Raw genomic sequence first — 16,725 nt, 5'->3', positions numbered from 1 at the left:
GCTTCGTGGGCGTGGCGGTATCGATTCTCGTCGCAACGGCGCTCATCACAGGCTTGGGCGTCTTGGTGGAGTCCGGCATCCGTGGCGGCATTGCCCCTGAACGATACGCTGCGGCCGATGTGATCGTTGGTGGCAGCCAGTCACTTCCCATCGAGGACGATATCCCGCTGCCCCTGCTTGAGCGAGTGCCCCTTCCGGCGGGACTCGCAGAGCAGCTCTCTGAAATTCCCGGGGTAGCATCAGTGGTCGCAGATTCCACGGTTCACCTTGTATCCGGGGAGGGCACGGTTGACGGACATCCATGGTCCACCTCAAGCTTGGGCGGGTTCACGATCCAGGAAGGAGTCGCTCCTTCGGCCAACGATGAAGTCGTAGTATCAGCTTCGTCCGCTGCTGTGGTGGGAGGCATGCTCCGTTTAACGCATGGAGGTGTTCCCGCTGAATACCGCGTTGTTGGCAAAGCGCAGGCGCCGATGGGAGCCACACGCGCCGAACACCTGTTCCTTAGCGGCGAGCGAATCGCGCAACTTGGTCACAGGGGCGGTGCGCCTCAGGCCTTGGGCGTCTTCGCTGAGGAAGGCACGCAGCCAGCGGCGCTGGCAGCAACAATCGCTGGGCGTTTCCCTCATCTCACAGCGCAGAGTGGTGATGCCAAGGGCGATGTTGAGTTTCTGGAATCCGTGGCAGCACGGTCCTCTCTCGTGGCCATCGGTTCCGCGTTCGCAGGCACGTGCCTGCTTGTCACGATGTTCATCGTCGCCGGCACCCTGTCACTCTCAGTGCAGTCCCGCCACCGGGATTTTGCCCTGCTCCGCGTGGTAGGGGCGGGTTCCGCCCAAATACACCGCTTGGTGGCTAGCGAGGTGTTTACTGTTGGGTCGATCGCTGCGCTGCTGGGTATTGCCCCCGGTTACGTGCTTGCAAAGACGCTGCAGGGTGCCTTCGTGAAATCGGGCGTTATCCCTGATGACTTTGTCCTCGCGTTCAGTCCAATTCCTGCTCTCGGAGCGGTTACCCTGGTGCTCCTGGCCGGGTGGGGCGCTGCCAGGGTCGCCGCAAGCCGTCCGGCTCGAATGGACCCGGTCGAAGCCCTGCGTGAAGCCTCGAATGGCCCGACGACCATCGGCAAGTGGCGGTGCATCACCGGGGTCGCGTTCGCTGTGGCCGGGTTGTCGCTCTCGGCCCTCCCCGTGGCCATCAAGGGACAGAGTGCCGCAGGCGCGGCGGCGGGTGCCTCGATTGTACTTATCATCTCACTCGCCCTGCTGGGCCCCTTGGTGGTGCGCTTCGCCCTTCTCTGCATCGGTACCAGTCGTGTACACGCGTCTGCTCCAGCGTTCCTCGCATCGAAGAATGGAATAGTGAACGCCCGGCGGTTTGCTGCCGCAATCACACCGCTCGCGCTTGGGATCTCGTTGGGCCTGGTGCAGCTTGGCGGCCCGTCCATCCTGGACAACGAAGCGAAGGCCCAGGCACAAGCCGGCGTCCTTGCCCAATTGCGGGTGAGTGCGCCGGGAGGGCTTTCGAACGAGCGCGTCGAGGAAATCAGGGCGACACCCGGTGTTGCAGACGTAAACCCTGTGGTGGTGAGTCAGTTGGTGCTCCACCAGCAGAGGCCCTACGGCGGACAGCCAGCGAGCAGTTCCGAATTCGTTGTCCAGGGTATTGACCCTGGCGCTGCCGCAGGGACCATCGACCTCAAGGTGCACGAAGGATCGCTCGGAGCTCTCAGCGGGGAACATCAGGTGGCCCTCAGCAGTAACGCACAGCAGATACTGGGCATTGGCATAGGCGATCAAATAGCCGGCAACTTCGGTGATGGTAGTCTGCTCGATGCCACGGTCGTGGCGATTTACGAACGCGGTTTGGGATTTGGCGACGTCACGATGTCTGGTGAGGTGGTGCGATCCCATACCACGGCCGGTCTCCATGGGTTCGCGCATGTTAAGGCCGTGGATGACGTGAATGCGACGCGTTCAGCCCTTTCGGAAGCGGGCTTCGTGGTCAGCGGCGGCAACGCGGCGGACCCTGCAGGCTCTGCAGGGCGGTCACAGCAGGGATGGGTGGGGTTGGTCGCGCTCATCGTGATTCTGGGGTACATCGCGATCGCCGTGGTGAATACCTTGATGATGGCCACAGGACAACGATCGCGCGAGTTTGCGCTGATGCAGCTCATCGGAGCTTCGCGACGGCAAGTCCGGGGCATGATGCGTCGTGAAGCCATGGTTGTTGCCCTTTTGGCAACTGCATTCGGCCTCACCATAGCTTTGCCGCCCCTTGTGGGCATGAGCGTGGGTATCACGGGGCAACCAGTCCCGCAGCTTTCCGTGTGGTGGTGCATCGCGGTTATTGGGTCGATGTGCGCCTTAGCCCTGATCACCTTGGCGGTTTCGACGTGGGCAACGCTGCGGATCCGTCCCGTCGAGGAGATCGGCTCGCGGCAGTAGGCCCACGCACGCAAGAGGGTGCAGTGCCTTGTGCGATCGAACCAAACTGCACGGAAGGGTCGTTGCTTGCCACCAATTTCTTGGCGCGGTGTCAGCAATAGACTCGGCGATATTGCATCCACAAGCAGAAGGAGCTTCATGGTGGAATCACTGTCACAGATTGGTTCTTGGGTGGAGGAGAGACTGCCCGACTTCATCGCAAAGTACCAGGTGCCCGCTGCGTCCGTGGCGATCCTCAGCGATGGCGAGGTGGTGCGGACTGCGGCAGGCATCTTGAATAAAGCGAGCGGTGTTGAGGCCACTACGGACTCCGTCTTCCAAATCGGTTCGATCACTAAAGTTTGGACAGCCTCGCTCATCATGCAATTGGTAGATGAGGGACTTGTGGACCTTGATGCCCCTGTGCGCCGCTACCTCAGGGACTTCGTTATCGCCGACCGCACCGCCTCGGAGAAGATCACCGTTCGTCAACTCCTCAGCCACGTCTCCGGGTTCGAAGGCGATAGCTACATTGAGACGACCGAGGGTGAAGACGCCGTCGAAAAATTCATGCCTATCCTTGCCGATGTCCCACAGCTCTTCGAACCCGGCGAAATGTTCTCCTATAACAACGCGGGTTACTCGGTTCTCGGCCGCATCATCGAAGTTGTCCGGGGCAAGCACTACGAGGCTTGCCTGCGGGACCACCTCATCGTGCCACTGCAGCTCAAGTACGCGGCCACGGGCGCGGGTGAGGCGATCATGTTTCGCGCCGCCGTTGGCCACATCAGCAAAACCGAGGGCGCCCCTCCGGAGCCGGCGCCGGCTTGGTCTGTATTGCGTTCGAACTCTCCGGCCGGATCCGTCCTCGCCATGAGTGCAAGCAACCTGATTACCTTCGCCAAGATGCACATCGACGGCGGAATCGGCCCGGATGGCAAACAGATCCTCAGCACGGAAAGCGTGGCAGCCATGCAGGAACCGCAGGTCAAGCTTCCGGAGCTTGGTCTCATCGGTGACAGCTGGGGTCTCGGGTGGGAGCTCTTCACGTGGAAGGGCGGCTCCGTCATAGGCCACGACGGAGGAACAATCGGCCAGAGTGCCTTCCTCCGCATGATCCCTGGCCAGAAGGCCGCGATCGCGGTGCTCACAAACGGCGGCGATGTGATCGGTCTGTATGAGGAGGTCATCTCCACGGTTATCAACCGCCTCACTGGCATTGTGGTGCCGGAGCTTCCTGCCCCAGCCCGCCACATCCCCGTCATCGATGCCTCGCGCTACGTGGGCACCTACAGCTCACAACTCGCCGATTCCCATATCAGCCAGGACGCGGAAGGGAGGATCTGGATTGAACAAAGGAGCAAGGGACCTTTCGCCGCGCACGGTGCCGGGGAGCCGCCGATTGAACTCGTCCATTGGAAGGGAAACACCCTCATCCCGCTTAAAGCCCACGATGGTATGCATACACCGCATGCCTTCTTGGGAGACGACGGCAACGGCAACGCACTCTATCTGCACACCGGTCGTGCCGACCGGAGGGTGACGGCATGACTGCGTCCATCGCGGAAACCTTCGCACAGGTAGGTGCCACTGGTTTCCTCCATGCGCGTGAAATCGGGACGGACACCACTCACGAGATCTGCGTACGCGCCGATGAACACATAGTTCTCGCGTCCGTCTTCAAGGTTTTTGTACTGGTTGCCTATATTCGCGCGGTGGATGCAGGCCAGCTGAGTCCAAATGGACGGACTACTGTCACCTCTTATTACCGCACTGGCGGGGTGGGCATTGCCGGATTCAACGACGACGTCGAGATTAGTTGGCGTGACCTCGCACACAACATGATGGTGATGAGTGATAACGCTGCCACCGACGTCCTGTACCACCAACTGGGTCGGGAAGCGGTGGACCGAATCATCACAGACCTCGGACTTAACCAAACGCGCCTGATCGGCTGCTATGAAGATCTGGTTGCTTCGGTCGTTGAAGATCTCGGCGGCAGCCCGGAGGACGATGTCGAGGAGCTCCTGGGACGAGCCACTCCGGCGCAGATCCTAACCTTGTCGATTCTTGATCCGCTGCGCACAGCCGCGTCAACTCCGAGGGATGTCACTACCCTGCTCAACGCAATCTGGTCTGATACCGCAGCGTCACCAGCGGCATGCAAAATGGCCCGGGACATCATGGCGCAGCAGATCTGGCCGCACAGACTGTCGTCCGGATTTCCGGACGAAGTACTCATCGCCGCGAAGACGGGAACCCTGCCCACACTTCGCAATGAGGCTGGCGTCGTCACCTACCCGGACGGGCGGCAATATGCTGTCGCTGTCTTCACGAAGGCCGATTCGCTGGCAGACCGGTTACCCCAAGTGGATGCCTCCATCGGCGTAGCCGGTCGCCTGGCGGTTGAGCGCCTCCGTGCGCTGTCCTCCCCATCCCATCCGCACGGCGCCGTTGATCAGCACAAGGTGGTTCCCTCATGAACGTCGACGTCGAACTGCTGCTTAAAGACCTGCAGAGAATCGTGGAATGCGAATCGCCTTCCACGGATCTGGCTGCCGTTGCCCGCAGCGCAGACATAATAACCGGGCTCGGGGAACGACTGTTCGGTTGCTCTCCCGAGCGGATTGTGATCGACGGGCGCACCCACATGCGCTGGCGATTCGGTACCCCCCGTGTTCTGGTGCTTTGCCACCACGACACAGTCTGGCCAATAGGATCGGTCATCGAGCATCCGTTCGAGATCGACGGCGACGTCATTCGTGGGCCAGGCTCCTTTGACATGAAGGTGGGACTCGTGATGGCGCTCCATGCCATTGCGGCCCTTTCGAACCGTGATGGCGTGAGCCTGCTGGTAACCGGTGATGAGGAGCTCGGTTCGCCCAGCTCCCGCCAGCTCATCGAAGACGAAGCCCACGGTTGCGACGCCGTTCTCGTTCTCGAGGCATCGGCCGATAACGGCGCACTCAAGATAGGACGCAAGGGTGTTTCCCTTTACGAGGTGACTGTGCAAGGGCGGGCAGCGCACGCCGGACTGGAACCCGAACAGGGCGTCAACGCTTCAATTGAGGTGGCCCACCAGATCCTCGCGATAGCCAGCATGGGCGACACGGAACTCGGCACGACGGTCACGCCGACATTGCTTCGCTCCGGTACTACGACGAATACCGTTCCGGCGGCATCCAGCGTCGCTGTGGACGTACGAGTACGCACGCTGGCAGAGCAAAACCGGGTGGACACCGCACTGCGTGCGCTCACGGCGACGTTACCCGGTGCGGTGCTAAACGTTACCGGGGGAGCGAACCGTCCCCCACTTGAAGAGTCCGCCGCGTTGGATCTGTTCACCCGCGCCAGCCGGTTGGCTGGGGAGCTTGGACTCCAGTCCTTGGAGAGCGCCTCGGTGGGCGGAGCCTCTGATGGCAACTTCACAGCCGGGCTCGGCATTCCAACCCTTGACGGGCTTGGTGCGGTGGGCGGTGGAGCGCACGCGAGTCATGAACACGCGCTGGTCGGAGCAATGATTGAACGTACCGGCTTGGTCCACGCTCTGATAGCGGAACTCATTCATGAGCATGCACCAACGGAATCCGCAGCGTCGGCGGCGTTGCGGTGACGACGTCGAGTACTTCTACGCGAAGCGATGATTTCATCGAGGATGCGCGTCAGGCAGCGCAGACGGCTGCGGAATCCGCACGCATCACAGTGCGTATGCTGCACCAGGTGGAGGAGTTCACTCAGGTAATTGCGCTCTTTGAGCGTATTTGGACCTCGGATGTTGGCAGGGGGCCGATAAAAACGGAAACTCTGCGGGCGATATCCAAGGCCGGAAGCTATGTCTCAGGCGCTTTCGACGGCGATACCCTTGTGGGAGCGTGTACGGGGCTGTTTGGCGCGCCCTCGCACCAGACACTGCACAGTCATATCGCTGGCGTCGACGGCCGGATGCGTGGTCGGAATGTCGGCTTCGCGATCAAGGCGCACCAGCGCGCCTGGGCCTTGGGTGAAGGCATCCAAGAGATCTCCTGGACCTTCGACCCGCTGATCAGTCGCAATGCCCATTTCAACCTCGTGAAGCTTGGTGCCCGGGCCAGCCTGTACCACCGCAACTACTACGGAAAGGTGAGCGACACGATCAACGGGGCTGATGACACTGATAGGCTGACCGTCACGTGGGACCTGCTGTCGGACAGCGTGGCTGCGGCGTGTCATGGAATGCCCGCGTCTCTTGATATGAACGCGCGCCGGGGCTATGAGGCCCAAACGCTGCTCGAGCCTTCGCCGGACAATGAGCCGACCGTGCGCAAAACAGATGCGCCGTTAGTGCTGGTTCGCCCCCCGGATGACATCGAAGCGCTCCGAAGCAGTCGGCCAGAAACTGCCTCGCGCTGGCGGGCTGCCCTCCGCGATAGCTTGGGTGCGCCTATGGAAGGCGGTGCACATGTGCTCGGATTCGACGCATCGCGCCGATACGTCATTGACAGGGGAGCCGCTCTTCCATCGTGAGCTTTAATGTCCCAGGATAACGAGCGGGGGTTCTGCTGCACGCCGTGCTCCCCGCACCTCGTCCAATGCTTGAGTCGCTGTCGTGGCATTCGGGCCCGTGTATCCACACCGTACTCCGTCGAGGAGAAAGACGGGCATGCACGAGCCCGGGCTCACTCTTCGCAGGTCATTCTCTGGGTTCGACTGCTCAGCCAGCGCTGACGTCTGCCAGTGCAACGCCAGCCAACACAGCGGCAGATCGCAGTGGCGCTACCGTGAGGGTTGCTGTCGTGGCCTCGTCGAGCACCGAGGCGATTGGTTCGACACCAAGCCCCGGACCGGTGGGGATCCGGATCTGTCCTGCTTCAATGATGAAGGGCTCGGTGATGTCCTGTTTGAAGTAGCGGACTGATGCTGAGATGTCTCCGGGCAAAGTGAATCCAGGCAGGCCGGCGAGTGCGGCATTGGCTGCCCGGCCGAGCCCGGTTTCGATCATCCCGCCGCACCAGACCGCGACCCCGTTGGCAACGGCGACGTCGTGAATGCGCTTGGCTTCGAGGTATCCGCCAACCCGACCTGGCTTAACATTGATGATTGCTGCGGCCCCCAGGGCGATGGCGTCGGCGGCAGAGGCGGCAGAGACAATCGACTCGTCCAAACACAGTGGAGTGGTGATTTCGCGGGCGAGGAGGGCGTGCTGACGCAGATCATTCTCGGCAAGCGGCTGTTCGATCAACAGCAAGTTGAATGGGTCCAGCTGGCGCAAGTGGGGGGCGTCCACCAACCGGTAGGCGGTGTTCGCGTCTACCTGCAATGGGATGTCGCCAAATCGCTCTCGCACTGCCTGGACGGGCTCGATATCCCATCCCTGCCGGATCTTGAGCTTGATGCGCACGTAGCCTTGTTCAACATAGTCGCCCACCACAGCAAGCAGCTCCGGTATCGACTTCTGAATTCCAACCGAAACTCCGGATGGCACCTCGTCGACAGTCGCGCCGAAATAGGATGCAAAGGAGATGTCCGTTGCCCGCAGCTGGGCGTCAAGGATCGCCATTTCGAGTGCGGCCTTAGCCATCCGGTGGCCAATAATGTGTTCGAGCACGTGCCCGACGAGCTCTGCGGTGAGCGACTTGCCCGCATCTTGCCAGGCGTATAGGGCCGGTATCAGGAACCGCTGCAACACCTCACGCGCACCATCACGATATTCCGGCGAGTACACAGGCTCGCCGAGAACCACGCATTCACCCCACCCGGTAACCTCACGGCCATTGTGCTCGGCCTCTACCTTGACGAGTAGCGGCGCACGCGATGTTTGGGTGCTGAAGGAGGTGGTGAAGGGGGAGATCAGGGGCAGTGAGATATCGATAAGTTCTACGCTGTGGATGTGCATGTGTGGGTGTCCTTTCGAGACTATCGTTGGCGCAACCGGCAGTTTTCGGAGCTATGTAGCCGTTGTTCGTGGCTGATGCTGGGCGTCACGGAATCCCGCCCGTCAAACGCTGTGCCCGGGATATTCTCTGGCCACCTTTCGATGCCCAAGGGCACTGGGTCCCGACGCACGGCGCCGAACACCCACCGCCCCGGAAGGTCGGCAACCTGCGATCCCCTGTTGTCGCCCGGAGCACATTCTTAGTACAGAGATCCATCCGTAACTCCTCTCTCTACAGTCGCCGCTTCCGTGCCCCATTGCTTCGTCTGATCACACAATGCTTACGCCGAGCTTGGTTGAAATAGCTAAACCGGGCGGGCGTTGAACTCCTACCAAAGACGCTGCTGTTTATCAGTTTTCGCTCACTACGCCATCGGGTTGGCGCCCCCTTCGCTCTGGGTCTTAGATGGCGAGGCGGTGGGTTCCGAGCCCTTGTGGCACAGCCAATTAGAGGGTGGACAATGTCCACATTTTCCACCTCGGACTGCCTCGTACAGCCACCGAACTGGCCCGGATTCCGCTTGTTTCCGCCACTTCCCAGTGTTTCCAAGGCCTGGAATCCCGTTCGAGTCCCACCTCGGGCACGGCATACCCCCTCGTCAGAGGGGGTTTTTGCTTTAACGTGTGTACGTTCTGGGTGGTCAGGTCCCTCTGACACTGGCCGGGGTGTGCCTGACGCCGCGGGTCGCCTGTTTGGTTGTGGGGAGCGGGTTCAGGGTCGTGGCTGGCGGACCCTCTGCGTGCTTCGAACTGGGGTTATTCGGTCCTCTCTTGAGTCGTCCCGTAAGTCGTGGTTGTCCTACACCTCTTCATGCGTAGGGATGCTGAGCACGACATGACTTTGGGAACTTGCAATAAAGATCATGACTTCGGTTCGTTCCTCGAGCGAGGAGATGTGGATGATGGCTGCTTTGTCAGGCCAAATAGGGTGTGGACATTGTCCACACTTAAATCTTCTTTATTGCGCCTGCTTGCGGCCATTAGAACTTCCCTCCTTGGGCCTACACCTACTCATGCACGTGAGTGGCAGTAGCGTCATGACGCGGATACGGAAGCGCTCTGCATGTGCAGGTTCATTCCGAGGTGAGTTCGGCGGCCACGATCGGCCGAGTGCCATCAAATGGGTCTTGGCCGTGTCATCGAAGCGCACTGCGAAATCAAGCGGGACGCGGCCCGACGTAGATGACCGCTCCCAGTGGTGCCTCCGGAACATTGGAGTTCCGCGGACGACGGGCTGAGCACGTCGACGCGGACCAGTTTGCCGCTAAGGGCTCATATGTCAGGTTGGTGAGAAAGGCGGGGGACGGGCAGGTCAAGACAGGAAGGCAGGTCTCAGTGCCGCCTTCCAAGAATGTAGGTCTGGACATCCGTTCCGATCAGAGCAGCATGGCGGGCATCAATCATTCACCGGCCCATTCCACCGTCCATCCAAATCCAAAGCAGGATTGGTCGGCCTTATCTCATCGACTGTGCCGCTGTGGATTTCATCTCCCACCGAGGAGCCCTTATTCGATTACCTGGGGCGATGCTGCGGGGCGGAACACACAATGTCGAAGAAGCGGGGAATTGGGTCTCGGAGAGTCTGGGGGCGGTGTCCAATTTATCGTTATGGTGTCGAAGGCAGCGGTGCTGCGGGCCCGCACGATCGCTTGGCACTTCATGGAGTGTCCAGTGGTTCTCAGCCGTTGATGGTTCGTGTTTTTGACGTATTAGCCCGAAGGGGACGGCCGGGTGGGCGCGCACGATGTACCTGCCGGTGTCGATGCGGGTAACTAGGATTCCGGTCTGGTGTTCGGTGGCTGCCGTTTGTACTACGTTGATTGCCTCCGAGAGGGCATCGACCAGTTCAGCCGCGTGTTTGATGTATATTTCCAGCATCCAGGCGCGTTCGTTTTCATGCTGTGTTCCTTTCAACTCGGGGGTGATTTGTCGTTGTTCTTCGGTTGGTCGTCGGGCGGCAGTGCGCTGTGGGCCCTTAACAGGGCGTGGTTCCACAGCGGCACCGCAGGTGACGGCTTCGGACACCAGGGCGTGAACGCCGTCGGGGACCCAGCTGTCGATCAGCGGGCCCACCTTGGACTCGGGCTGGGTGCCGCAGGCAGTGGAGAGGGAACCGACCTTGGCGGCGAACTTCTCGGCGAAGGAGTCGGCGATGAACTCGTGCACAAGGCAGCGGTTCGCTGCGGTGCGGGCCTCGGCAATGTTGCGCATCGTGGCTGCAATGGCGCCTTCAACGGCCTTGTCCAGGTCGGCGTCTTCGAAGACCACGAACGGTGCGCTGCCGCCCATTTCCATGCATATGCGCAGGACCCTGTGAGCGGCTTCGCGGATCAGTGCCTGACCCACCGGAGTGGAGCCGGTGAAGGAGGTCTTGTGGAGACGGTCGTCCTTTATGAGCCGGCCCAATCAGCCTGGACGGCAGATGTTCTCGACCTCTGCGCGATCCTCGCCCGACAAGGTGATGCTTTGCAGTATCACTCTGTCGGGCGAGTCGGGCGAGCTCTTCCAGCTCATCTGCGCTAGAGAATCGCAACGCGTCTGCATGGTCTGTCACACGCCACTACAGCACGACCGAAGCCCTCCTAGTTGTATAACACTGGTCCGTTGCGCCTTACTCGACGGGCGTCGCCATGTTTGTCCCCGGCGCATCTCTTCCGAGCGAAACTTCACACCGATGTCCAGGAAGTCTCCAGGTAACCCCTGATGCGGAACCGTACGCCATCGATGCCCCTGAAAGCCCTTTCGGAAATAGACTCGTGTCGTCAGCATGGGGTGTGAACAACCTGACGTCAGTGTCAACGGGATACCCGATCCGACGACCACTGCTACTTCTGCCCTGCTACCTATGCGATGGCAGTCTCTGGGATGGAGGTTTCGCCCAGGTCTGGGGCATTCTCTTCTCCAACCGAAATTGAAACATGTGCAGTGGCTCCGCTTTCAGTTGAAGCAGTGATTGTGATCTGGCCCTTGTCTGTTGGGCGAATTATGGCAAGCGCTCGTCCGTCGTACGTGCGGTGTGAGCTGTCTGTGAACCTAGTGTGCTCATCCACAGGATTCGCGGTGCCGAAGCCTTGGATGACGCCCGGCCCCATCAGTTCGATGCTGATTATTTCGTCGGCGTGCGTAACGGGAGTCCCGTGGGCGTCGACGAGCTTCAGAGATATGAACGCGAGATCGGAGTCATTGGCCCCGATTTTTTCCCTGTCGGACTGGGCAAAGAGTTGTGTCGCGCCGGTAGGGGTGCGTAATTGGTGCCGGCCTGTCTCCGCACCCTTGGAGTAAGCCACGGCCAGAAGCGTTCCGGGCTGATAACTGCTCTCGAACATTGCACGGTAGCGGTTGGTCGGACCTGCCGGGGCGCGGCCAATGGACGTGCCGTCGAGGAGGAGTTCAACTTCGTCCGCGTCCGAATAGACCTCGATCGTGATGGGCTGACCGACCGATTGCGGCCAGCTCCAACTAGCGATGGAATCGGACCATGCCCAGGGTGTGGACACAACTTGCCTGTCATGATATCCGGGGCGTCGAACAGCGATGTACGGGCTGTCCCGCAATCCGAAGACGACTTCGCGATAGAACGACGCTGGGCGGCGTTCGCCGGTTATGTCGATGTCGCCGACGTGGGCCAGCAGCCATGGATACACGGCATAAACTCCACCGTCATCTGTGTCCTCATAGCGGGCCCTTCCTATGCCGGCTTCGCCAAGGTAGTCCCACCCGGTCCAGGTGAAGTCGCCGATGACGTGCGGGTTGTCCAGCACGAGTGCCCATAGCTTGTCGATCATGGTGGGGAAGGTCTCAGAACCTACGATGACGCGGTTCGGAAATAGCTCGCGGTCCAGTTCGTATCGGGCTTCGAGATAGTTCAGTCCGGAGATGTCCAGCGTGGAAAAGGTTTCGGCGGTGAGCTTGGTGGCGAGTTCCGAGGAGCCTGCCAGATTGCCGAATTCGCCCATTTGGGTCAGCATGGTGTTGATGCCCATTCCCTCGAGGGCTGAGAGGTCCTCGGTGTTGGCCATTGCCTGCGCCGTCCACTCTTTCAGGATGGCAAGCATCACGCTGATTCCGCTGGTGACGAATCGTGAGGGGTCAAGGTCTCGAACGCGGTTGGCGATTTTCCGTGACAGCATGGCTCCGTGTGAACTGGCGATTTCGGGGATTTCATTGCCGATTGAGTAGGCGAAAACACAGGGGTGGTTTCGGTCCTTGCGTACCATTGCCTCGATGTCCTTTTCCCACCAGCCTTCAAAATCAACGGCGTAATCGAAGTCGTTCTTGCTGCGCGTCCATGAGTCAAAGGCCTCATCCATGACCAGGACTCCCTGCTCGTCGCAAGCATCCAGCATGGCCCGGCTAAGTGGGTTGTGTGAGCTTCTGATGGAGTTGAAACCAGACCCCTTGAGGATCTCCACCCGTCGCTGCTCGGCTCGGCCGATAGTGGCGGCGCCTATGAGGCCGTTGTCATGATGCACGCAGGCGCCGCGAAGCTTTATTTCCCGACCGTTCAGACGTAGTCCCCGGACTGGATCAACATGTAGCCGGCGGATACCAAACCTCGCCCTGGCTGTGTCCAGGACCCTTCCACCACTGCGTAGGACTACTTCCACATGATGAAGCACTGGGGTCTCAAGGCACCACGGCTGGGGGTTCCGCACAACCAAGTTCTGATGGATTCTTGTCGTCTCCCCTTCGCCGATAGAAACCGGCGCCACCTCGTGGGCGACAACCGTTCCTACGGCATCGATAATGCTCGTTTCGGCCTCAACCGTCGTCAGTTTGTTGTCTGAATTGGCTATCTCGGTGACGACGCTGAGCGTTGCAAAGTCAGCACTGAGATCGGTGGTCGTGACCACAACACCGTCCAGCGGCACATGAACACGTTCGGCAACGACCAGATGGACGGGCCTGTAGATTCCCGCCCCGGAGTACCACCGTGAGTCGCGGTGAGCGCGGGCTTCTACACGGACGGTGTTCTCGCTACCAAACACCAGAAAGTCATTGATCGGAACAGAAAAGCCGGTATACCCAGAGGCCCAACTGCCAGCGTAAGCATCATTAATGTAGATCAGCGATGAGCGGTATACCCCTTCAAACTCCAGGATGACCCGCTTGGTCTCCCACTCTTCGGGGACATGAAATGCCTTGCTGTACTCCCACGTTCCGCCGGTGAAGTAGCCTGTTGACGCGCCGCCCGGAAGTTGTGGGTCTCGTTTCGTGCCAATTACTGCATCGTGGGGTAGGACAATGAGTTCCGGCGCCGATGCACCACCTTGCTCAGCGAACTCATTGGCTTTTGTCCGGAATGACCATCCGGTGTTGAAAGGCTGACGAATCACGGGAGTTCTTCCTTCTGGCCTGATAGGCGGTAATAGGTGGTTGGGGATTTTGAAAGGACGACGGGACAATCGAAAATTTCTCGGCAGCAGCGCATCGCTCGGTGGATGGCGTTCGTAGTGGCCGTTGCGAAGATGAGGCGGGACCGGGCACGGTGGTGAGAGAGTCCTAAGAGGGACCAAACATCCCGCGGCGGACGGACGCTGTGGCTCCCTCCAAGGGCCACTCGAACCAGGATCCCCAAAAGGGCACGGAGTGCTGGCCAAAACCGGCACAGGGTGGTTTCTCAGCAGAAAGCATCGGGACTCCATTGGCGAAGGCGCATCGTGGAACAAATCACTAGAACGTAATAGTGACCATGGCTAGAATGTAACAAGGCAGGATTGCATCTGGCAAGATCTGCTTGTAACGATTCAAGGAGCTGGGTTTGACGACAGTGACAGGACGACGCGCGACAGCGGCAGACGTGGCCAGGGAGGCTGGTGTTTCCCCGGCAACGGTCGGCTTCGTAATTAACCGGACCAAGGGCCAAACCATATCTGAGGCTACCCGGAAGCGGGTTTTGGCGGCATCCCAAAAGTTGAACTACAAGCCGCATCACGCGGCGCGGGCCCTTCGAAGCGGGCAAAACAAAATCGTCCTGCTCGTTTTGCCTGACTGGCCCCTTGAGCACAGCCTGAGGACGAACCTGGAAGTCCTCACCCACGAACTTGCCCGTCACGGCTATACCCTGGCCACGTACACGCCGATCGCGGGCAGTCAGGCCACACCTCTGTGGGCAATTCTTGAGCCAGCCGTCGTCATTGGATATGGCCACTTCTCTGCCGAGGACCTCGCGGACATGAAGTCGCTGGGCATCCGCAACATCATCCCTGACCGCACGAACATGCAGCCGCCCCTGGACTTTACATCCGGACCAAGGCTTCAAGCCGAGTACCTTCTCGGATTGGGCCACACCCGGCTGGGCTTTGCCTATCCCGCCGATAAGAGGGTAGAGGAATTCGTCGCAGCGCGTCTTGACCTCGTCCAGCAAGCCTGCAGCGCGGCCCGCGTTTCCGCACCCATTGGCAGGCAGGTGGATTACCGGGATGGCTCGGCAGCAGCTGCAGTAACCTCCTGGCGTAGGGCCGGGGTCACCGGAATCGTTGCCTACAACGACGAAACCGCAGCCGACGTCGTCTCCGCGGCCCTGAGAGCTGGGCTACGCCTTCCGGCCGAGCTTTCCGTAGTAGGTCACGATGATTCGCCACTGGCCGCCCGGTACACTCCTTCGATCTCCAGTGTGGGCGTCGATATGGAACAACTGGGCCTGTACACGGCCGCGATCGCCCTACACCACGCCGAGGGACATCCTCTCCCCAAGGTTCCGACCGGAACCATCACGGTAATCCAGCGCGAGTCCGCCGGGCCCGTGTCGACCTAGAATCGCGACCACCCACGCGCTTCAGCCACACCAGCAGGTGGGTCCAACCTGCTAGCTGACGTGCCGAGGGTTAAATGCGGTGCTGTCACGCGAGGCCTCGGCAGCGGCGAAGTAGTAGGAAATGTGCCGACGGGGCCAAACCAGTCCTGCAATACCTTGAATCGTTACAAATAACTATTGCCAAGCCTGTAGAGGCCTTGCTAGCATCATTCCCACACCAGCTAGCACGTGCTAGTGATGATGCCCACTCTTTTTACTGACAATGGAGTCCCCATGAATTCTGAGACACCTCCGGTGTCCATCGCCCCGGAATCCCCTGTAACTGGCGCCCGAGGTATAGAGGATGAAACCGTACCGGCCGCTGTCGTCGAGGAGACCGACCTTCCAAAGGTCTCCGCCAAGTACATCTGGCTAATGGTCCTGGCGCAGCTGGGTGTGTTTATCGCGTTCATCACCCCAATCGCGATTTCCCTGGCAATCAAGGTCAGCCAGATCACTCCGGGCCAGGAACAGAACCTCGGCTACATCCTCGGTGCCGGATCAATGACGGTCATGGTGACCAGTCCACTGCTGGGCGTCTTGAGTGACCGTACCCGCACACGCCTCGGGCGGCGAGTGCCGTTCATCCTTGGCGGCACCGCGATCGGCGTCGTGTCCCTGGCCGTCATGGCCGGTGCCGATTCCATCCCTGTGCTGATGATCGGCTGGATGCTTGCCCAGCTCGGCTGGGGACAGGCACTCCAAGGGCTCAACGCTTCCCAGGCTGACCGGCTGCCGGAGTCCCAGCGTGGCAAAATGTCCGGACTTGTCGGTTTCGCAACGCAGATCGGACCCGTGATCGGCGTCGTTTCCGCAGGATCGCTCATGGGCAACAGCCTGCTGCTCTTCCTCGTCCCCGGCATCGCCGGCGTCGTCTTCTGCCTGCTCTTCGTCCTGTTCGCCCATGAAGTTTCAAGCAAAGACCTCGTCCTGGAGGACCGCCTGAGCCTTCGGCTCATCGCTTCCAAATACCTTTACAACCCCAGGCAGTACAAGGATTTCAGTTGGAACTGGCTGGCACGGTTCCTGTTCTACTTCGGCCTGACCCTGAACACGACCTTCGCGGCGTTCTTCATGGCCTCCAGGCTTGGTGTTTCCCTGCAGGAAGTTGCCGGCGTGATCGCCACCATAAGCGGCATCGGCATCCTCGCCACCACCGTAGGAGCGATCGGCGGAGGTTTCCTCTCTGACAAGATCCGCATGCGCAAGCCCATCGTGATCGCGGCAGCATCGATCTTCTCGGCCGGCATCGTTGTTATGGCTTTCGCCCATGACTTGAACATCATCATTATCGGCTCGGTCCTGACCTCAATCGGCATCGGCAGCTTTTCCGCTGTCGATCAGGCGCTCCTGCTCGATGTGCTTCCGGAAAAGAAGACCAACGCCGGTCGCTTCCTTGGCATCACAAGTTTCGCAACGTCCATCCCGCAGGCCGCCGCACCCCTGATCGCCCCGCTCTTCCTGACGATCGGCGCCACCGCCACGGAAAAGAACTACACCCTGCTCTACCTGGTGGCAGCCGGCATCACTCTGCTGGGCGGGCTCGTGGTCCTCCGCATCAAATCCGTCCGCTAAACCCATACCGAGAGGAC

General features: G+C 60.3%; 9 protein-coding genes and 1 pseudogene. 7 read left to right on the top strand and 3 right to left on the bottom strand.

Features of this window, described 5'->3' with window-relative positions; translation table 11 throughout:
- The first annotated feature begins 11 nt into the window (after window positions 1–11).
- The 5 genes from ACZ881_RS11960 to ACZ881_RS11940 all read left to right on the top strand — a co-directional run bounded on the left by ACZ881_RS11960 (window position 12) and on the right by ACZ881_RS11940 (window position 6,929).
- Window positions 12–2,447, top strand: coding sequence for an ABC transporter permease (locus ACZ881_RS11960; RefSeq protein ID WP_476115616.1), 2,436 nt, complete (start codon window positions 12–14; stop codon window positions 2,445–2,447).
- A gap of 138 nt (window positions 2,448–2,585) precedes the next feature.
- The gene (locus ACZ881_RS11955; RefSeq protein ID WP_476115613.1) at window positions 2,586–3,977 is read left to right on the top strand and encodes a serine hydrolase domain-containing protein; all 1,392 of its coding nucleotides are present in this window, start codon (window positions 2,586–2,588) and stop codon (window positions 3,975–3,977) included.
- On the top strand, window positions 3,974–4,909 hold the full coding sequence (locus tag ACZ881_RS11950) for a serine hydrolase (RefSeq protein WP_476115611.1): 936 nt from the start codon (window positions 3,974–3,976) through the stop codon (window positions 4,907–4,909). Before ACZ881_RS11955 ends, ACZ881_RS11950 begins: the two co-directional genes overlap by 4 nt.
- Window positions 4,906–6,039 carry a M20 family metallopeptidase gene (locus ACZ881_RS11945; RefSeq protein ID WP_476115609.1) on the top strand — a complete coding sequence of 378 codons (1,134 nt, stop codon included), beginning with the start codon at window positions 4,906–4,908 and terminating at the stop codon, window positions 6,037–6,039. Before ACZ881_RS11950 ends, ACZ881_RS11945 begins: the two co-directional genes overlap by 4 nt.
- Window positions 6,036–6,929: a hypothetical protein gene (locus ACZ881_RS11940; RefSeq protein WP_476115606.1), complete on the top strand. Its 894-nt coding sequence runs from the start codon at window positions 6,036–6,038 to the stop codon at window positions 6,927–6,929. Before ACZ881_RS11945 ends, ACZ881_RS11940 begins: the two co-directional genes overlap by 4 nt.
- A gap of 187 nt (window positions 6,930–7,116) precedes the next feature.
- On the opposite strand, the gene menC is transcribed toward ACZ881_RS11940, so the two are convergent.
- The 3 genes and pseudogenes from menC to ACZ881_RS11925 form a co-directional block, all read right to left on the bottom strand.
- A complete protein-coding gene (gene menC, locus ACZ881_RS11935; RefSeq protein ID WP_476115603.1) occupies window positions 7,117–8,298 on the bottom strand; it encodes an o-succinylbenzoate synthase in 1,182 nt (393 codons plus the stop codon).
- 2,037 nt (window positions 8,299–10,335) lie between these two features.
- Window positions 10,336–10,740, bottom strand: a pseudogene (locus ACZ881_RS11930) (aldehyde dehydrogenase family protein); the annotation flags it as partial.
- A 440-nt stretch (window positions 10,741–11,180) separates the two neighbouring features.
- Window positions 11,181–13,673 (bottom strand): glycoside hydrolase family 2 TIM barrel-domain containing protein, encoded by a 2,493-nt coding sequence (locus ACZ881_RS11925; RefSeq protein ID WP_476115600.1) that lies wholly within the window; start codon window positions 13,671–13,673, stop codon window positions 11,181–11,183.
- 434 nt (window positions 13,674–14,107) lie between these two features.
- Between ACZ881_RS11925 and ACZ881_RS11920 the strand changes: the two genes are divergently transcribed.
- A complete protein-coding gene (locus ACZ881_RS11920; protein WP_476115987.1) occupies window positions 14,108–15,094 on the top strand; it encodes a LacI family DNA-binding transcriptional regulator in 987 nt (328 codons plus the stop codon).
- Window positions 15,095–15,367: 273 nt separating this feature from the next.
- The gene (locus tag ACZ881_RS11915; RefSeq protein ID WP_476115597.1) at window positions 15,368–16,708 is read left to right on the top strand and encodes an MFS transporter; all 1,341 of its coding nucleotides are present in this window, start codon (window positions 15,368–15,370) and stop codon (window positions 16,706–16,708) included.
- Window positions 16,709–16,725 lie beyond the last annotated feature (17 nt).

Source organism: Paenarthrobacter sp. TE3676 (genome assembly GCF_056279165.1).
Note: the sequence above shows the minus strand (reverse complement) of the source record. Positions and strands in the feature narration are given on the sequence as shown.